Raw genomic sequence first — 17,930 nt, 5'->3', positions numbered from 1 at the left:
TTGGCACGTCCGCTGCAATAGGGAATTCAGTCACACATTCACTATTGCCTGCTGAGGAACTGCCTGATGAGCATTCACGTCAAAAACAACATCCACTGGGTCGGCCAACGGGACTGGGAGGTACGCGACTTTCACGGCACCGAGTACAAGACCCACAAGGGCACCAGCTACAACAGCTACCTCATCCGCGAAGGGAAGAACGTGCTGATCGACACCGTCGATCACAAGTTCAGCCGCGAGTTCGTGCAGAACCTGGCGGCACAGATCGATCTCGCCTCCATCGACTATGTGGTGATCAACCACGCCGAGGAGGATCACGCCGGCGCCCTGACCGAGCTGATGGCCCGCATCCCCGGCACCCCCATCTACTGCACCCACAACGCCATCGACTCCATCACCGGCCATCATCACCACCCGGAGTGGAACTTCCACCCGGTCAAGACCGGCGACAGCCTGGACATCGGCAATGGCAAGCAGCTGGTATTCATCGAAACTCCCATGCTGCACTGGCCCGACAGCATGATGACCTACATGACCGAGGATGCGGTGCTGTTCTCCAATGACGCCTTCGGCCAGCACTATTGCGACGAACACCTGTTCAACGACGAGGTGGATCAGACCGAGTTGATGGAGCAGTGCCAGCGTTACTACGCCAACATCCTTACTCCCTTCAGCCCGCTGGTGACCGCCAAGATCAAGGAAGTGCTCGGCTTCAACCTGCCGGTGAGCATGGTGGCCACCTCCCACGGCATCGTCTGGCGCGAGGATCCCACCCAGATCATCCTCAAATACCTGGAGTGGGCCGACCACTATCAGGAGGATCGCATCACCTTGTTCTACGACTCCATGTCCAACAACACCCGCATGATGGCCGACGCCATCGCCCAGGGCATCCACGAGGTGGATCCGGGCGTGGCGGTGAAGATCTTCAACGTGGCACGCCACGACAAGAACGAGATCCTGACCCAGGTGTTCCGCTCCAAGGGGATACTGGTGGGCTCCTCCACCATGAACAACGTCATGATGCCCAAGGTGGCGGGCATGCTCGAAGAGATCACCGGCCTGCGCTTCAGAAACAAGCGCGCCTCGGCCTTCGGCAGCTACGGCTGGACCGGCGGCGCGGTGGACCGCATCCAGACCCGATTGATGGACGCGGGCTTCGACATCAGCATTTCCCTCAAGGCCAAGTGGCGCCCGGATGGTTCGGCCCTGGCCGAGTGCCGCGAGCACGGTCGCCAGCTCGCCCGTCAGTGGGCGCTGCATTCGCTTGAGGCATCCCGCCCGATCACCACAACTCAGACGGCGGTGACGCCTGCCCCGGTGATCGCCAAGGCGCCGCAAGCCGCACCGGCCGTCGGTGAATGGGACGACGACCAGCCCATGCTCTGCACCGTCTGCCAGTGGGTCTATGACCCGGCTCTCGGCGAGCCGGATCAGTTGGTGGCACCTGGCACCCCCTGGGCCCAGGTACCTGACAGCTTCCTCTGTCCGGGCTGCGGCATCGGCAAGGAGGTATTTGAACCCTGTGGGGCGGAGGCCTGTGTATGAATGCAGCAACCCTGAGTGACGCCGGTGCCAGCCGGGAGATAGTGGTGATCGGCAGCGGCTTTGCCGCCCAGCAGCTGGTCAAGAGTTTGCGCAAGCTGGATGGGGAGCAGCCCATCCGTCTCATCACCGCCGACAGCGGTGACGAGTACAACAAGCCGGATCTCAGCCACGTGGTGAGCCGGGGCTGCGCCGCCGCCGCCATGACCCGGCAGAGCGGCAGCGACTTTGCCGAGCAGCAGCGCGTCACGCTGCTGCCCCACTGTCCGGTACTGGGCATAGATCCCACCCGGCGGGTGGTGCTGACCGGACAGGGAGAGTTCCCTTACGGCCAGCTGGTGCTGGCCACCGGTGCCAGCGCGGCGCGACCCGACCTGCCGGGCAGCGAGCATCTGGTCACCCTCAACAGCCAGCAGGAGTACGCCGCCGCCGAGGGGGCAATCCAGCATGCCCGCCGCATCCTGGTACTGGGGGCCGGCCTCATTGGCTGCGAGCTGGCGATGGACATGGCGAGCGATGGCCGCGAGGTCACCCTGCTGGATCTGGCCGACAGCCCGCTCAGTGCCCTGCTGCCCGCCACCCTGACCCAGCCGTTGCAACAGGCGCTGCGCTGCCAGGGCGTCAGCCTGCAGCTCGGGTTGGGCATCGCCAGGATAGACGCCCAGCCTGGCGATGGCTGGCGCGTCACCCTGACCGATGGCCGCGTCAGCGAACAGGATCTGGTGATCGCCGCGATCGGCCTTAGGCCGAACCTGACCCTGGCCCGGCAGGCCGGGCTGGAGGTGGAGCGCGGCATCCTGGTCGACGACAGGCTGCAGACCAGCGATCCCCATATCTTTGCACTGGGGGATTGCGTGCAGTGGCGAGGCCAGCTGCTCCCCTTCCTGCAACCAATCGTGCTGGGAGCCAATGCGCTGGCGCGCACCCTGCTCGGCACGCCGACCCCGCTGACCCTGCCGCCCATGCTGGTGAAGGTGAAGACCCCGCGCTACCCGCTGCAACTGGCGGGCCGCACCCGGGGTGAGGATCTCGCCTGGCAATGCCGCTGGAACAGCCACGGCATGGTGGCCGAGGCGCGCGACGAAGCCGGCGAGCTTTGCGGCTTCGTGGTGGGGGGCGATCAGATGAGCGCCGCCTTCCCGCTGCTGCGTCAGCTGCCCCGTTAACCCCTTTCATTGCACCGGCCGGGTCGACCCGGCCATTTGAGGAGAACTTCTATGTCCCTGCACCTGATCCCCGCCCACTGGGTGGTGCGTCGTTCCACCCCCTTCTTCACCCGCGAGAATGTGCCCCAGGCCCTGCTCACCCACCACAACACCGCGGCCGGGGTGTTCGGCCAGCTCTGCGTGATGGAGGGGTCCGTGACCTACCACGGTTTTGCCGACGAACAGGCCGAGCAGCCCGAGCTCACCCTGGTGATCCGGGCCGGGGAGTTTGCCACCAGCCCGCCCCGGTATTGGCACAGGGTCGAGCTGTCGGAAGACGCCCGCTTCAACATCCACTTCTGGGCCGAGCAGGCCGAATCGGACCAGCCGCTGTTCCACAGCCGCAGAGAGTAGGCTTCCTCCGTCGCGAGGCGCGAGGTCGGGCCTGTCACTTCGATGGCCGCTCACGCCGACACAGGGTTCATCCTGGTTGACACTGGGGATGAATGCGCCCAGAGCGGGTTTGAGATCCCACTTCTGGGCGGTTGCCGTTTGCCGACATGAAAGTATTCAGTCTGGCGTCAGGCTGGCGCATACACTTCACCCTGACGCCGCGCCTGCATCCCGCCGCAGCCAGGCGCTCAGGATGTGGCACCTGGCCGCCCTTGAGCGCCATGCCCTGCCGGCGTGCGGCCAGACAAGCAATCATGGAGGATAAGATGTCATCACCCGCATCGGCGCCAAGGCGCTCCCTGTCCGACCTGTTGGCCGGTGTCACCGCGGCGGCCGTCGTGCTGCCCAAGGCCATGGCCTATGCCAGCGTGGCCGGTCTGCCGGTCTGCCGGTCTGCCGGTGGCCGTCGGCCTCTACACCGCCTTCGTGCCCATGCTGCTCTACGCCCTGCTGGGCTCCTCCCGGGTGCTCAGCGTCAGCTCCACCAGCACGCTGGCTATCCTGACGGCCACCCAGCTCGGACTGGTGGTGCCGGATGGGGATCCCGGTCGGCTGCTCACCGTGACCGCCACCCTGACCCTGCTGGTGGGGGCCATGCTGATGCTGGCGGCGCTGCTGCGGCTCGGCTTCGTGGCCAACTTCATCTCCCTGCCGGTGCTGGTGGGGTTCAAGAGCGGCATCGGGCTGGTGATCATCCTCGATCAGCTGCCCAAGCTGTTCGGGGTGCACATCCAGAAGGAGAACTTCTTCCTGGATCTCTACCACCTGGGTCAGGCCCTGCCCCAGAGCTCCTGGCTGACCCTGGGGGTCGCCCTCGTCACCCTGGTGGTGCTGGTGTTCATGGAGTGGCGCTTTCCCCATTCCCCCGCCCCCTTGCTGGGGGTGGGCATCGGCATCGCCCTGGTGTGGGGTTTTGGCCTGAATGAGGCGGGTGTCGCCATCGTCGGCAGCATCCCCACCGGCTTGCCCGCCCTGACGATGCCGGACCTGACCCTGGTGTTGCAGCTGCTGCCGGGGGCGGCGGGTATAGCGCTGATGAGCTTCACCGAGACCATAGCCGCAGGGCGGGCCTTCGTGGGCAAGGAAGAGCCCGAGATCAACCCTAACCGCGAGTTGGTGGCCACCGGGTTGGCCAACCTGGGGGGCGCCTTCTGCGGCAGCATGCCGGCTGGGGGCGGCACCTCCCAGACCGCCGTGGTGCGCTCCGTCGGGGGCCTGAGCCAGTGGGCCTCCGCCGTCACCGCCGCGATGGCGCTGGCCACCATGATCTTCCTCGCCCCGCTGCTCTCCTGGCTGCCGAGCGCCACCCTGGCGGTGGTGGTCATCGTCTATTCGGTGGGGCTCATCCAGCCGGGGGAGTTTCGCAAGATAGGGCAAATTCGCATGATGGAGTTTCGCTGGGCCGCCATCGCCTGCCTGGGGGTGCTGCTGTTTGGCACCCTGGAGGGGATAGTGGTCGCCATCCTGGCCTCCCTGCTGGGGCTCGCCAACCAGACGGCGCAGCCGCCCGTCTATGTGATTGGCCGCAAGCCCGGGGAGGATGTGCTGAGGCCGCTGGCCGCCCGCCACCCCGATGACGAGACGATCCCGGGCCTGCTTATTCTGCGGCCTGAGGGGCGCCTCTTCTTCATCAATGTGCAGCATGTGGCGGCCCAGATCCGCCAGTTGACCGAGGCTCACCAGCCCGAGGTGGTGGTGCTGGACATGAGCCGGGTGCAGGACGTGGAGTACTCGGCACTGATGATGTTGATGGAGGGGGAGCGGCAGGTACGTGACAAGGGGGTCAGCCTCTGGCTGGCCGGGCTCAACCCCAGGGTGCTCGAGAACGTGCGCCGCAGCGGGCTGGCCGACCAGTTGGGAGCGAACCGCATGTTGTTCAATGCCAGGGCGGCCATCCGCCAGTATCAGCAAAGCAGGGAGTGAGAGAGTGTGAGCGAGCAAGGGGCGAGCCAGAGGCTGCCCCTTGACGGTGATCAGAACAGTTCCGGGATCACCCGGAACGGGTGCTCCGAGGCCTTGACCTTGCCAATCTTGCGCCTGGGCAGCTTGACCGGCTCGGCCGGCAGCGCCTCGTAGGGCACGTGGCTCAGCAGGTGGGAGATGATGTTGAGCCGCACCCGCTTCTTGTCCTCGGAGCGGGCCACAAACCAGGGGGCCCAGGCGGTGTCGGTGGCGGTGAACATGGCATCCCGCGCCCGGGTGTAGTCATCCCAGCGATCGAAGGACTTGATGTCCATGGGGGAGAGCTTCCAGATCTTGCGGCCATCGTCGATGCGATCCCTCAGCCGCCGCTCCTGCTCTTCCGGGGTCACCTCCAGCCAGTACTTCAGCAGTATGATGCCAGAGTCGACCATGGCCTGTTCCACCATGGGGGCCCCCGCCAGGAATTTATCGCTCGCCTCCTGGCTGCAAAAGCCCATGACGCGCTCCACCCCGGCCCTGTTGTACCAGCTGCGATCGAAGATGACGATCTCCCCCGCCGCCGGCAGGTGGGGGATATAGCGCTGGAAATAGAGCTGGCTCTTCTCCCGCTCGGTAGGAGCCGGCAGCGCGATGACACGAAAGACCCGGGGGCTGACCCGCTCGGTGATCGCCTTGATGGTGCCCCCCTTGCCGGCGCCGTCGCGCCCCTCGAACACTATGCAGACCTTGAGTCCCTTGTGCACCACCCACTGCTGCAGCTTCACCAGCTCCACGTGCAGGCGACGCAGCTCCTTCTCGTATGCCTTGTTGCCAAGGGGCTTGGGCTCGGTGACCGGTACCGATTGTGCTTGTTCTGCCTTGCCTTTTTTCTTGTTGGCCATGATGTCCTTCTTTTGTCTCAAACGGATGGGGAGTGGCCGTCATCCCGGACGGCGCACTTCAAGCGTAGATGAAGCCCCTTTCGCGCAAGGCACAAGAGGGGGAGGGGGATGATCGAGATCATGGATAGTCCTGCACTCTCTTCGCGCAGGCCCATCAGCTGGCCTGGTCGTTTTGCCCCGGTCACAGCATTGAACCGTCGGAACAGGCCGCTTCAATATCCACTGCTGGGCCGAGCAGGCCGAATCGGACCAGCCGCTGTTCCACAGCCGCAAAGGGTGAACACGAGCGGGGCCAATCCGGGTGAATGGCTCCCTCTGCCCATGCAGATCAAAATAATCAACTCAGATGTTCGTTATCCTGCCCCCTTATCCGAATGAGTGCTATGAGGGAGATGCATGAGCCTGATCGAAGCCGTGACCATGGCCGCCGGCCTGGTCTATCTGGTGCTGCTGGCCTGGCAGGGGCGTAGCGGCTGGCCGTGGCGCCTCGCCCTCGGCCTGCTGCTCATGCTCTGGTTGCTGGTGGCGGACAGCCTGCTCTGGCTCGGCCTGGGGCTGGTGGCCGCCGCGCTCGCCCTCTGGCACCGTTATCGGCCGCTGCCCGCCCTCGAGGCGCTCGACGGCCAGTGGCTGCGGGGGCGCACGCGGCACTTGCTGCTGCTCTGCTGGGGGCTGGTGACGGTGCAGTACGGCCTGCACGTCTGGCAACTGGGGCAGGGGATACCCCCCTGGCTGGTGCGCCCAGACGTGGTGGACGGTTTCCTGCCCATCGCAGGCGGACTCGGGCTGCGGGCCTGGCTCGGACAGGGGCTGGCGGACCCGCACCATCCGGCGGCCACCGTCACCGTGCTGGTGCTATCCCTGTCGACCCTGCTGCTGGGTCGGGCGTTTTGTGCCTGGTTCTGCCCCCTTGGCCTCGCGGGAGAGTGGCTGCACGGCCTGCGCTCGCGTCTGTTGCCGGGGGAGTGGACCCCGCCGCGCTGGCTCGATGCCGTGTTGCGCGGCCAGAAGTTTCTGGTGCTCGGCTTTCTGCTCTTCATCATATTGCTGGCGGTACCCGCCGCCGCCCTGCCCGGCTATCTGGCCAGCCCCTATCATCAGGCGGCGGACATGAAGATGGGGGCCTTCTTCTTCAATTTGAACCTGATCTCGGGTCTGTGCCTTGGCTGGGTGCTGCTGCTCACCGCCAGCTTCCGCCAGGGGTTTTGCCGTTATCTGTGCCCTTATGGCGCCTGGCTCTCTTTACTCGGCCTGCTGACACCGCTGCGCATTCGCCGCGACCCGGTCCGCTGCCTGCGAAGCCAGGGCCACGACTGTGACAAGTGCAGCCGGGCCTGCCCGTCCCGCATCCAGGTGCACCAGCTCATGGCGGTGCGCAGTCTCGAGTGCACCAGCTGTCTGAGCTGTGTCGCCGCCTGCCCCAAAAGCGCCGATGCGCTGCACCTGGGCAGCAGGGCACGCAGGCTTGCCCCCCGCCAGCTGCTGGGGCTGCTCTGCCTGTTGCTGCTGGTGTTGCCGCTGCTCTCCTACGGCCTGCTGGATCTCTGGGTCAGCCAGACGCCGATCCCTGACCGCTACGAGCTGCTGCAACGGCTGCCCTGGTTGAGCCACTGAGGGGGAAAGGGCAAAAGGTGGATGATGGGGGGATCTTTTGGATTGGCGATAATAAGCTGTATAAAAATCCCCCGCCAAATTGTTAGCGCCATCCCACTTTGCTCATATTGCAATTGATCCTATAGCGCTCCCCACCATAATGGATGCTGTTATTTGGCGTTGTTAATTTCAATTGGATGAGCAACAACATGAATATCAAGGTCAGCTATCCCAAGTGGTTTACCCTGGATCACAAGATCGCGTTCTTCTTCCCGCTGTAATTCCCCGCGGCGGCGCGGCATGCCTGCCATGCCACGAGCTCGCCTCCATTCCTGAACTGAAATAGCTGCACCCGTCTTCGCCTGTTTATTCTGGCGAGGCCATGTCGTGCACCCATTTTCAATATTTCCTACCTGCCGGATATTATATTTTCGGCGGGGGAAGAGACTCATTCTGAATATTCAAATCTGGGGTGTTTATATTATGGAAAACTTCAAGCATCTGCCCGAACCCTTCCGTATTCGCGTCATCGAGCCGGTCAAGCGCACTACCCGCGCCTACCGGGAAGAGGCCATCGTCCGGGCAGGCATGAACCCCTTCCTGCTGGACAGCGAAGATGTCTTCATCGACCTGCTGACAGACAGCGGCACCGGCGCCATCACCCAGGACATGCAGGCCGCCATGCTGCGCGGCGACGAGGCCTACAGCGGCAGCCGCAGCTACTATGCCCTGCAGCAGGCGGTGCAGGAGATCTTCGGCTATTCGCTGACCATCCCCACCCACCAGGGGCGCGGCGCCGAGCAGATCTACATCCCCGTGCTCATCAAGAAGCGGGAGCAGGAGAAGGGGCTGGATCGCAAGAAGATGGTGGCGCTCTCCAACTATTTCTTCGACACCACCCAGGGCCACACCCAGATCAACTGCTGCGTGGCGAAGAACGTCTACACCAGGGAGGCGTTCGACACCTCGGTCACCGCCGACTTCAAGGGCAACTTCGATCTGGCCAAGCTGGAGGAGGCCATCCTGGAGGCGGATCCTGCCAACGTGCCCTACATCGTCAGCACCATCACCTGCAACTCCGCCGGGGGCCAGCCGGTGTCGATTGCCAACCTGAAGGCGGTCTACGAGATCGCCAGAAAGTACGACATCCCCGTCATCATGGATTCGGCCCGCTTCGCCGAGAACGCCTACTTCATCCAGCAGCGGGAATCCGGCTACGCGAACTGGTCTATTGAGGAGATCACCAAAAAGGCCTACCAGTACGCGGACGGCCTCGCCATGTCGGCGAAGAAAGATGCCATGGTGCAGATGGGGGGGCTATTGTGCTTCAAGGATGACAGCATGCTGGATGTCTACACCGAGTGCCGCACCCTGTGCGTGGTGCAGGAGGGCTTCCCGACCTATGGCGGTCTGGAAGGGGGCGCCATGGAGCGCCTGGCGGTGGGTCTGCGGGACGGCATGCGCCAGGACTGGCTGGCCTATCGCATCGGCCAGGTGCAGTACCTGGTGGACGGACTGGAGGCCATCGGCGTGGTGTGCCAGCAGGCGGGGGGCCATGCGGCCTTCGTGGATGCGGGCAAGCTGCTGCCCCACATCCCGGCGGATCAGTTCCCGGCCCATGCCCTGGCGTGCGAGCTCTACAAGGTGGCGGGCATCCGCGCGGTGGAGATAGGCTCATTGCTGCTGGGGCGCGATCCCGCCACCGGCAAGCAGCACCCCTGTCCGGCGGAGCTGCTGCGCCTGACCATCCCCCGTGCCACCTATACCCAGACCCACATGGACTTTGTCATCGAGGCCTTCGGCGAGGTGAAGAAGAACGCCCACCGGGTGAAGGGGCTGGACTTCATCTATGAGCCGGCCGTGCTGCGCCACTTCACCGCCAGACTGAAAGAGGTCGAGCATAACGACCCGTCAGCGGGCAAGACGCAGAAAAAATTGATAGAAGCATGACGAGTCAGGGGCACCTTGTTGGGTGCCCCTTTTTTTCACAGCTCTGTGAAATTTCGGGAGTGACAACACATGACATCAACACCGTCCGTCATCGGAGGGGCCTGCATCATTGCCAGCGTCTGTGTCGGCGCCGGCATGCTGGGGCTGCCAAGCGCGGGAGCCGGGGCCTGGACCAGCTGGTCAACCCTCGCCATCATGCTCACCATGGTCGTCATGACGGTTTCAGGCTGGATGCTGCTGGAAGCCCTGAAACCCTACGCATTGACCGCCTCCTTCAACTCGGTGACCCGGGATCTGCTCGGTCACAGGATCAATTTCTTCAACAATCTGACCGTCTATTTCGTGGGCGGCATTTTGCTCTATGCCTATATCACCTCGTCGGGTCTCATCCTGGGGGGGCCTGCTCGGCATCGACAGCCAGCTGGCGTCCGTCCTGTTCGTGCTGGTGTTCTCCTGCTTCGTCTGGCATTCGACCCGGGCGGTGGACCGGATTTCGGTCGTGCTGATCGTCTTTATGGTGCTGAGCTTCGTGTTCGGAATCTCCGGGCTTGCCAGCAAGGTGGACACCGCCAAGCTGTTCAACTCCTTCGCCGAGGAGCTGGGCCGCGCCCCCTACGCCCTGGCCATGCTGCCGGTGGCACTCACCTCCTTCGGCTATCACCACTCGGTGGCCTCGATGCGCGCCTATTACGGCGAGGAGCAGAAAGCCAGGCAGGCGATCCTGGGGGGCACCCTGATCGCCCTGGCGCTCTATCTGCTGTGGCTGCTCAGTATCTTCGGCAACCTGCCTCGCCCCGCCTTCGGTCCCGTCATCGCCAAGGGGGGCGACGTGGACGTGCTGCTCGGGGCGCTGGCCTCGGTGATAGAGTCCAGGCGGGTATCGAGCGCCATCCACCTCTTCTCCATGGCGGCCATCCTCTCCTCCTTCATCGGGGTGGGCCTGGGGGTGTTCGACTATTTGGCGGATCTGTTCAAGTTCGACAACAGCCGCCAGGGCCGTGCCAAGTCCTGGGCGGTGACCTTCCTGCCCCCCCTGGCGCTCTCCCTGATGTTCCCGTTCGGCTTCGTGGTGACCATCGGCTATGCCGGGGCCGCGGCGACCGTCTGGGCCTGCATCATCCCGGCCCTGCTGGCGAAGAAGTCCCGGGAGCAGGCCCCGGACGAGGTTGGGTTCAAGGCACCCGGCGGCCAACCCATGGTGGTGGCCGTCATCGTCTTCGGGGTGCTCACCGCCATCTTCCACCTGATGGCCATGGCGGGCATCTTGCCGGTGTACGGGGGCTGAGCCAGGACTGGGGGGGGAGGCGCCGTTTGCCCTCTATGGCGGCGACCCCGGTCGTCAGAGTGGACGAGAGAGGCGACCCCTGCCGCTTTCGCCGCCAGGCCAAGGGAGATTGCGAGCTGACCTGGCCCCATTTTGCCCCCGGATTTGATACCCGAAGGCATGCAGGGTAAAGTCCCCCGTCGCCAGCACTGGCGAACGCAGGAGAAGCGCGGCGGTGTGCCGTGACCAGTCGACAATCCGTTTGGGGGAGTAATGGAACAGAAACCATCGTTGGTGGGCGGGGCATGCATCATTGCCGGCGTCTGTGTGGGGGCCGGCATGCTGGGCTTGCCGAGTGCGGGGGCGGGGGCCTGGACCCTCTGGTCCGTGCTCGCCGTGGTGCTGACCATGGTGGTGATGACGGTCTCCGGCTGGATGCTGCTCGAGTCCTACAAGGGCTACCCGCTGCGGGTATCCTTCGATACCGTGACTCGGGATCTGCTGGGGGAGAAGGTCAACGCCCTCAACAACCTGAGCGTCTACTTCGTCGGCGGCATCCTGCTCTACGCCTACATCACCTCGGCCGGCCTCATCATCGACGGCATGACGGGGATGGGCAGCCAGCTGGGCTCCATCCTCTTTACCCTGGTCTTCTCCCTGCTGGTGTGGCACTCCACCCGGGCGGTGGACCGCATCTCTGTGCTGCTGGTGATCCTGATGGGGCTGAGCTTCGTGTTCGGCATCTCTGGCCTGTCGCTGAACATTCGCCTCGATCTCTTGCTCGACCGGGTCGGCAGTGAAGTCAGCTACGCCCCCTATGCCCTGGTGATGCTGCCGGTGGCGCTCACCTCGTTCGGCTATCACCACTCCGTCTCCTCCATGCGCGCCTACTACGGCGAGGAGCGCCGCGCCAGCCGCGCCATCCTGGGAGGGACCGTCATCGCGCTCACCTTCTATCTTATCTGGCTGGTGAGCGTGTTCGGCAACCTGCCCCGCAGCGAGTTCGGCCCTGTGATCGAGCAGGGCGGCAACGTGGATGCCCTGCTCAAGGCGCTGGGCTCTGTCATCGAGTCCAAGGCGGTGGCCAATGCCCTGAACGGCTTCTCCATGGCGGCCATCCTCTCCTCCTTCATCGGGGTGGGTCTGGGGGTGTTCGACTACCTGGCGGACTTGTTCAAGTTCGACAACAGCCGCGCCGGCCGCGCCAAGTCCTGGGGGGTGACCTTCCTGCCGCCCCTGCTGCTCTCCCTGCTGTTCCCGTTCGGCTTCCTGATCGCCATCGGCTATGCGGGGGCCGTGGCGACCCTGTGGACCTGCATCATTCCGCCGCTGCTGGCCTGGAAGGTGCGTGCCGGCAAGGGCCACGCCGACGCCCAGCCCCAGGGTTTTCGTGCTCCGGGCGGCGTGGTCATGATTGGTGGGGTGATCCTGTTTGGCGTGCTGACCGCCGCCTTCCACCTGCTCAACATGGCGGGGCTGCTGCCCGCCTACACCGGCTGATCCTCCCCACTGCTGGGGAAGGGATAAAACGGCGCCATCAGGCGCCGTTTTTCATGGCCGCTGGCGGCACCTGTGAGAGCCAAAAAGCACAAGGCCCCACCCTCTTGCGAGGGTGGGGCCTTGAAAATCATGGTGCTCCCGACTGGATTCGAACCAGTGGCCTGTCCCTTAGGAGTCTAGTTGTTATTAGTTTCATATAGAATCAGTTGGTTTTATATGAGATTTTATTTTGATTAAAAACAGTGTGTTACTTAATATGCTCGTATCCAGTGGTTTCATAAAGTCTCACTCCAATGCACTGCGTTAGAGGGGTACGAGGAGGGGTACGGATGGCAATAAGTAAAGACTTGGAGGTCTCGTCACTCAAGCCAGTTGAAGGGGTTAAAGTGAAACGCTATGCGATTCAATCGAAGCATGGTGGTGGGCTCAAGATAGAAATCCGTGAAAGTGGCCTCAAGCGTTTTGTATATCGCTTCAAGATTGGTGGTACTGAAGGCGAATTGTTGCTGGGGAGTTATCCTGCCCTGACTCTGGCTAAAGCCAGAGAGGAGCATGGGAAAGCCGTGCAGCTTGTGAAGCGGGGCATTGATCCCACCAAGTTTGCGGCGCAAGAAAAGGCTAAAAATGAAACGGCTCTGACGATGGATGAGTTACTCGGACGATGGCTCGATGCGCAACGTGTTGCTCAGGTCGTCAAACCAAAAACCCTCCAATGTCATCAGGAGCGTTGGAATCGTCATCTCAAGAAGACCCTGGGCAATATTCGCTTAATCGATCTGACTCGTGCCCACTTGGCACAAGCGTTAGAGATAACTAGGCGCGCAACAAAAGACGAAACCCGTAAAGGGTTGGGAACGCTGAACCAGATGTTGGATTATGCGGTGGTTCACTGTCTGATCGAGGCCAACCCTGCAAGATTGTTGCGACCAAAAGATTTTGGTGCCAGTGCCGGTTCGCCAAGAGAGAGATGGCTGACAGTCCCCGAATTGCGCAGGCTATGGAAGGCCATTGATGAGGATCTTGGAAGTGGTGGCAGCTTGGCTGCTGGAGGGCGGGGTGTTTCTCGCCATGCCACTATTTCTCTACCCGCAGCGAATGCGATCAAGTTATTGATACTGACTGGATGTCGTAGAAGTGAAGTCGCTAATATGCGTTTTTCACAGATCAAGGATGATATATGGACCATACCAGAAACGAAAAATGGTAGAGCGCATACGGTCTTTATTTCTCCTCAAGCTAGATCAGTAATTGAAGAGCAGGAACAGTATGCCAATGGTGATTTCGTATTCGAATCTGACCGTTTAAAAGCAGATGAGATAGAGCCGATTTTGGTCGATTCAATTACACGAGCACTAAGAAGATTCATCGTGCGATGTCTACCTGATATGGTACCATTTACTGTCCATGATTTGCGACGTAGTGCGGCGACTAACTGGGCGGAAAGACTGGATACAGAGGAAAGAGTTATTGAGCTTTGCTTGAACCATACGCCAATTAATAAACTTGTTAGAACTTATCATCGTTCACGGCATACCGAAAAAACCCGCCTTGTATGGGTTAATTGGGGCCGATTGATAGCCGATGAGGTGATGCAAGATCCTGTTGCTGAAGCAGCATTCAAGAACGTTGTGAAAGTGAGTTTTAATAGAAAATAAGTAGCTATGATAATGTTGAACGATGGACTAAACCATTTAATGGTTTAGTCCATTTTTATTTTGTTTGCACTGAAAACACTTTAATATTATCCAAATGTTCTTCAATGGTTAAAAGTTAAAGCCTTTATAGCTATTTAATTGTGAGATTCAAGTTCTCACTATTTTATCATACTCAGCTCTGATAAGTGCTTCAACGATTGTATTCTTATTTTCATTTTGAGCCAAACTGAGCTTATCAAGAATATCTCCAATATCTTTGCTCATATTAATGCTGTATTGTTTTTTATTTGAGTTTTTGTCTCGATATATTTTTTGATTCCAAGATTTCTTCATGTTGGAAACCAATAATTTATACTTGTCAAAATTAATAACACTTAATACATCAAAAAATGAAATCAGGTCATCCTTTTGCATAGATGAGCCATTTATAACCAGGGGGGTATAGTTCGACTTATTGTGTTCCAGGTAGTTGCATAACCAAATCACTTTTTCTTTATAATCTTTTTTAAACCAAAATAAAACCTCATTGTTTTTCATTGCCGCTTCTGAAAAACAAAATAATTTGCGCGTAAGATTTTCCTTTTCAACTTTATTGCAAGGAGCTCTGTTGATAGTTGATATTATATATGGTTTGCTAACGATGCCACTTAGTTTGGTATCAATATTTACACAGGTTTTTAAATTCTCATCCAATATTGATGAGTGAAAAATAAAATTGTAGGTTTTAACTGGCCATTGTTCTCTATTTTCATTTAAGCCTATGTGGCTCATTAGTCTCCATATGAAGCAATGAAGTCGGATATGCTTTTTATCCAGCCAGTCATAATGTTCCTCAATAAGGCAATTAGATGAAAACTCGCTTGCTAAACTATCAACCCATCTCTCAAGTCCAAAAGAACGTTCATCCCTAACGCTGTGGTTATTCATAAATGCTTGGGCGTTAGATGTGGTGCAAGCGTTTTTTAAAGCTTTTTCCAGTGAATCGCGGGATGGCGCATTCGTTACTATTACATTATTAATTTGGCCCGTTCTATACCAGAGATAATCCACAAATATTTTGTCATCCAATTTTTTTAAAATACTTACATCAATGCCATTATCGTAAATTGTCATGTCGTTAGATATCCATGATTCTACTATGTAGTGTTATGTGTACCACTCCTGCTGTGTTCTTGTCGAGATGTAGTCGTGTTTAGTGTGTGGTTTTCAGTCATGTTTTTCATGCTGAGTACCCTAATGTATTAGCTTCTTGCTAGCGGATTTGTTCATGTTACTAAGGGTCTTCTTATCTGTCACGTGTCGCTGAGCTGTTAGGAGGGGGTATCGTCAGTGTTAAGTGGGGGCATCATGCTCATTGTCATCTCAGGCATGGGGCATGTCTGGCAACATCATGTAAATGATTACATTGCTGGTCTAGCTATGAACCAATAGCCGGATTAAGAACATGAAACTAATAAAGCTTAAAGAAGTTGTTGAGATGACAACCTTATCCAAAGCAACCATTTATCGGTTAATGAAGAACGGGAAGTTTCCTTGTGCCATTCATTTGGGGGCTAAGGCTGTCGCTTGGAAGCTGAGTGAGATAATTGAATGGATTGAGCTCAAAGCATTAGCGAGGAGTTAAGGCTAAGTTCAGAGTGATGCGTGGCCTTTACACATCAATGAATGATGGGAATTGTTGAATGTCTTATCTGTGTTCTCGGTGATTTATTTCAATCACCGAGTTCGGTAATAGTATTACATAAGTAACCAAGTGTTAGAGGTGAGGGGAGTAAGAAATAAGAAGTAATGTGTTAGAGGTAATGAGTTAACATTAAGATGCAAAATGAGTATTCATCTAAAACATCAGATGCCAATATCCAATCAGTGGAGCTTGTGCGATAGACACAAGCCATTCTGTGTATTTGAAAAGCTGAGGCTATGATAACTCACGAGCGCCACTGCTTGATAATAAATTTTAACATAACCCTTCCAATTAATGAGTGGAATGACACTCAAGGATTTTAATGTCAGTAGCATGAAATTAGCGTGGGGCAATCCCACGCATAAAGGAGAGGTTATGAATTTCAGTAATGGGTGTCGTGTAGTTTCCGATGATATCGGAAACTTGCTTGCAGAGGCTGAGAAAATGTATGGTGAGATTTCAAGTGAGCAGTTTAATCTCGCTGTGGGCGTGGTGAATGACTTTCTGAGCAAATACCCTCGAGTTTGTGCGATGCGTGTTGATTTGCACTTTCCTCAGATGACGTTGGCTGATGACCCTGATGTACCGACTTGTTTTCCGAGAACAGAGCCTAAAGCGATTACGCGCTTCTTTGAGTCGCTTAAAAGTCAGTTGTTGGCAGTCCATCGCAGTAAAGGTAAGCTTGGTGGTCCAGACCCTTTTGGTTATATCTGGGTAAAGGAGCAGGTTGTAAGCGCCTATCCTCATTATCACGCAGTCTTACTTTTCAATAAAGACGTCTATGCTTACTTAGGTAACTACGCCGATTTCGATGCGGTTAATATGGCTACGAGAATACGGAAAGCGTGGTGTAGTGCATTAAAGCTTTCGTTCCCTGATTATGCTCATGTAGTGCACTTCCCTGAGAGTGGAGTATATTGGCTTGAGCGCCACTCTGCGACAATGGATAGCGTAGCGTATCGAGGATTCTTACTGAGAATTGCGTATCTCTTTAAATTGCACTCTAAAGTGCCAGGCGAACGTAACTTTGGTCGTAGCTTGCTAATAGGCAAGGCTTGTATTTAATTTACTACTATAATTGAGGGGGCACTAGGCAAGCCCCTGTTATGTGAGTGACACTGAATGCTTTGCAACTTGAATTTGGTCGTTGTTATAATGCATTGCTTGAACATATCCGTTACTGCCAGTGTTCTATGGCGAATACCAATATTCCATCAGGGATTATATATGAGTGAATTTTTGAAAGTGATGTTGAACATCCGCAGTCTGCGCGCTGCAATGCGCGAGTTGTCCCTGGAGCAAGTCAAAGAAGCTCACGAGAAAATCGAAGCGATTTATCTGGAGCGCCTGGAACTCGCAGAGAAAGAGCAAGTAGCCAATGCTGAGCGTCAACAAAAGCTGGCTGAGTTCCAAGCGATGTTGGCTGATGCCGGGATTGATCCGGCTGAGTTGGTCGGTAGTGCTCCTGCCGTTGCTACCAGTACCAAAGCGAAACGAGCGCCACGTCCCCCGAAATACCGTTATGTCGAGAATGGTGTAGAGAAAACCTGGACTGGTCAGGGCCGCACGCCCAAGTTCCTGGCTGAGCAGCTCGAGCAGGGCCGTCAGCTGGACGAGTTCCTCATCTAAACGTACGGGCCGCATCGAATATTGATGTGGCCTAGTCCGCTCCCCATCTTCTTCTGGGAGAGGCTGTAAGCCGGGGTCTTGAAGCTGTAGTCTTTGAGCTCTACCTCTGCGGGGCGGACTGATTCGCGGTAGTGGAACTGGCGCACGTAGGGGCCTTGTTCCAGCAAGCGGTTGCCGAGGTTGAAGAACAGCTCGGGACCAGCGGTTAATGCTGCAGCATCGTCGGCAAAGACAATGCGATGCTTACCTTGCTCGAATTCGTGGAAGTAGAACAGCCCCTCTTCGGCAGCAAGGCGGTTGACGAACTCGAGGTCAGTCTCCCGGTATTGGACACAATACTCTCGCTGGGCGTGCTCGTTCTTGAGCGCAAAGGCGTAATCGGTGATGCCGTGTTCTTGCAGCAGGATGCTGAGGATTTCATCAGGCTTTTGCGCCTGGAAGATGCGGGAGTTTTGGCGCAATCCCAATCGCCACAAGGCCGGTTTCACCTCCAGTGTGTAACGGGTGCGGCGAAAGCCACTGTCCCCTTGCGCAAACTCGCTCACTACGCCGCATACCCGGCGTTGCAGCTCGCCGTTGTATGTAGTGGTCTAATCATCCCGGACACCATTTTAGGTGGTACAGTCGCCACCCAGACCTGAGGTGTTCAATGACCAGATTACGTCGCTCATTTACTGCTGAATTCAAACTGGAAGCCGCATCCTTGGT

The 17,930-nt window shown here is 58.1% G+C and carries 14 protein-coding genes and 2 pseudogenes; 13 read left to right on the top strand and 3 right to left on the bottom strand.

The window, feature by feature from the left end; all coding sequences use genetic code 11:
• Nucleotides 1-66 precede the first annotated feature (66 nt).
• The 4 genes from norV (at nt 67) to ACLHZ1_RS04050 (ending at nt 5,066) form a co-directional block, all read left to right on the top strand.
• Nucleotides 67-1,548, top strand: a complete 1,482-nt coding sequence (gene norV / locus ACLHZ1_RS04065; protein WP_427261071.1) for an anaerobic nitric oxide reductase flavorubredoxin — start codon at nt 67-69, stop codon at nt 1,546-1,548.
• Entirely contained in the window at nt 1,545-2,711 is a 1,167-nt protein-coding gene (gene norW / locus ACLHZ1_RS04060; protein ID WP_427261070.1) for an NADH:flavorubredoxin reductase NorW, read from the top strand. Before norV ends, norW begins: the two co-directional genes overlap by 4 nt.
• Before the next feature lie 51 nt (nt 2,712-2,762).
• Complete coding sequence (locus ACLHZ1_RS04055) at nt 2,763-3,104, top strand: DUF1971 domain-containing protein (protein WP_427261069.1); 342 nt, start codon at nt 2,763-2,765, stop codon at nt 3,102-3,104.
• 399 nt (nt 3,105-3,503) lie between these two features.
• Complete coding sequence (locus tag ACLHZ1_RS04050) at nt 3,504-5,066, top strand: SulP family inorganic anion transporter (protein ID WP_427261068.1); 1,563 nt, start codon at nt 3,504-3,506, stop codon at nt 5,064-5,066.
• Between the two features lie 50 nt (nt 5,067-5,116).
• On the opposite strand, the gene ppk2 is transcribed toward ACLHZ1_RS04050, so the two are convergent.
• A complete protein-coding gene (ppk2, locus tag ACLHZ1_RS04045; RefSeq protein WP_427261067.1) occupies nt 5,117-5,947 on the bottom strand; it encodes a polyphosphate kinase 2 in 831 nt (276 codons plus the stop codon).
• Nucleotides 5,948-6,343: 396 nt separating this feature from the next.
• On the opposite strand from ppk2, the gene ACLHZ1_RS04040 reads away from it, so the two are divergent.
• The 6 genes and pseudogenes from ACLHZ1_RS04040 to ACLHZ1_RS04015 all read left to right on the top strand — a co-directional run bounded on the left by ACLHZ1_RS04040 (nt 6,344) and on the right by ACLHZ1_RS04015 (nt 13,909).
• Nucleotides 6,344-7,561 (top strand): 4Fe-4S binding protein, encoded by a 1,218-nt coding sequence (locus ACLHZ1_RS04040; RefSeq protein ID WP_427261066.1) that lies wholly within the window; start codon nt 6,344-6,346, stop codon nt 7,559-7,561.
• 143 nt (nt 7,562-7,704) lie between these two features.
• On the top strand, nt 7,705-7,821 hold the full coding sequence (gene tnaC, locus ACLHZ1_RS04035) for a tryptophanase leader peptide (RefSeq protein ID WP_111873301.1): 117 nt from the start codon (nt 7,705-7,707) through the stop codon (nt 7,819-7,821).
• Nucleotides 7,822-8,023: 202 nt separating this feature from the next.
• Nucleotides 8,024-9,490, top strand: coding sequence for a tryptophanase (tnaA, locus tag ACLHZ1_RS04030; RefSeq protein WP_427261065.1), 1,467 nt, complete (start codon nt 8,024-8,026; stop codon nt 9,488-9,490).
• A 69-nt stretch (nt 9,491-9,559) separates the two neighbouring features.
• Nucleotides 9,560-10,775: pseudogene (locus tag ACLHZ1_RS04025) on the top strand (aromatic amino acid transporter).
• A 252-nt stretch (nt 10,776-11,027) separates the two neighbouring features.
• Nucleotides 11,028-12,254 carry an aromatic amino acid transporter gene (locus ACLHZ1_RS04020; RefSeq protein ID WP_427261064.1) on the top strand — a complete coding sequence of 409 codons (1,227 nt, stop codon included), beginning with the start codon at nt 11,028-11,030 and terminating at the stop codon, nt 12,252-12,254.
• 329 nt (nt 12,255-12,583) lie between these two features.
• Nucleotides 12,584-13,909, top strand: coding sequence for a tyrosine-type recombinase/integrase (locus ACLHZ1_RS04015; RefSeq protein ID WP_427261063.1), 1,326 nt, complete (start codon nt 12,584-12,586; stop codon nt 13,907-13,909).
• Between the two features lie 147 nt (nt 13,910-14,056).
• On the opposite strand, the gene ACLHZ1_RS04010 is transcribed toward ACLHZ1_RS04015, so the two are convergent.
• Nucleotides 14,057-15,022: a hypothetical protein gene (locus ACLHZ1_RS04010; RefSeq protein ID WP_427261062.1), complete on the bottom strand. Its 966-nt coding sequence runs from the start codon at nt 15,020-15,022 to the stop codon at nt 14,057-14,059.
• 331 nt (nt 15,023-15,353) lie between these two features.
• Here ACLHZ1_RS04010 and ACLHZ1_RS04005 point away from each other — a divergent pair, with 331 nt between their 5' ends.
• From ACLHZ1_RS04005 to ACLHZ1_RS03995, 3 genes are all read left to right on the top strand, one after another.
• The gene (locus ACLHZ1_RS04005; RefSeq protein ID WP_427261061.1) at nt 15,354-15,533 is read left to right on the top strand and encodes a helix-turn-helix transcriptional regulator; all 180 of its coding nucleotides are present in this window, start codon (nt 15,354-15,356) and stop codon (nt 15,531-15,533) included.
• 363 nt (nt 15,534-15,896) lie between these two features.
• The gene (locus ACLHZ1_RS04000; RefSeq protein WP_427261060.1) at nt 15,897-16,658 is read left to right on the top strand and encodes an inovirus Gp2 family protein; all 762 of its coding nucleotides are present in this window, start codon (nt 15,897-15,899) and stop codon (nt 16,656-16,658) included.
• Between the two features lie 162 nt (nt 16,659-16,820).
• Entirely contained in the window at nt 16,821-17,222 is a 402-nt protein-coding gene (locus ACLHZ1_RS03995) for an H-NS family nucleoid-associated regulatory protein (protein ID WP_427261059.1), read from the top strand.
• Between the two features lie 26 nt (nt 17,223-17,248).
• Here ACLHZ1_RS03995 and tssI read toward each other — a convergent pair.
• Nucleotides 17,249-17,803: pseudogene (gene tssI, locus ACLHZ1_RS03990) on the bottom strand (type VI secretion system tip protein TssI/VgrG); the annotation flags it as partial.
• Nucleotides 17,804-17,930 lie beyond the last annotated feature (127 nt).

It is taken from the genome of Aeromonas sobria, assembly GCF_050266975.1.
GTDB lineage: Bacteria > Pseudomonadota > Gammaproteobacteria > Enterobacterales > Aeromonadaceae > Aeromonas > Aeromonas sobria_B.
The sequence above is the reverse complement of the archived record's forward strand: the minus strand, read 5'-3'. Positions and strand labels throughout refer to the sequence as shown.

Bases quoted from the DNA above. Each gene is read 5' to 3' on its own strand.
- norV (WP_427261071.1), top strand. From the start codon at position 67: ATGAGCATTCACGTCAAAAACAACATCCACTGGGTCGGCCAACGGGAC.
- norW (WP_427261070.1), top strand. From the start codon at position 1,545: ATGAATGCAGCAACCCTGAGTGACGCCGGTGCCAGCCGGGAGATAGTG.
- ACLHZ1_RS04055 (WP_427261069.1), top strand. From the start codon at position 2,763: ATGTCCCTGCACCTGATCCCCGCCCACTGGGTGGTGCGTCGTTCCACC.
- ACLHZ1_RS04050 (WP_427261068.1), top strand. From the start codon at position 3,504: ATGCCAGCGTGGCCGGTCTGCCGGTCTGCCGGTCTGCCGGTGGCCGTC.
- ppk2 (WP_427261067.1), bottom strand. From the start codon at position 5,947: ATGGCCAACAAGAAAAAAGGCAAGGCAGAACAAGCACAATCGGTACCG.
- ACLHZ1_RS04040 (WP_427261066.1), top strand. From the start codon at position 6,344: ATGAGCCTGATCGAAGCCGTGACCATGGCCGCCGGCCTGGTCTATCTG.
- tnaC (WP_111873301.1), top strand. From the start codon at position 7,705: ATGCTGTTATTTGGCGTTGTTAATTTCAATTGGATGAGCAACAACATG.
- tnaA (WP_427261065.1), top strand. From the start codon at position 8,024: ATGGAAAACTTCAAGCATCTGCCCGAACCCTTCCGTATTCGCGTCATC.
- ACLHZ1_RS04020 (WP_427261064.1), top strand. From the start codon at position 11,028: ATGGAACAGAAACCATCGTTGGTGGGCGGGGCATGCATCATTGCCGGC.
- ACLHZ1_RS04015 (WP_427261063.1), top strand. From the start codon at position 12,584: ATGGCAATAAGTAAAGACTTGGAGGTCTCGTCACTCAAGCCAGTTGAA.
- ACLHZ1_RS04010 (WP_427261062.1), bottom strand. From the start codon at position 15,022: ATGACAATTTACGATAATGGCATTGATGTAAGTATTTTAAAAAAATTG.
- ACLHZ1_RS04005 (WP_427261061.1), top strand. From the start codon at position 15,354: ATGAAACTAATAAAGCTTAAAGAAGTTGTTGAGATGACAACCTTATCC.
- ACLHZ1_RS04000 (WP_427261060.1), top strand. From the start codon at position 15,897: ATGACACTCAAGGATTTTAATGTCAGTAGCATGAAATTAGCGTGGGGC.
- ACLHZ1_RS03995 (WP_427261059.1), top strand. From the start codon at position 16,821: ATGAGTGAATTTTTGAAAGTGATGTTGAACATCCGCAGTCTGCGCGCT.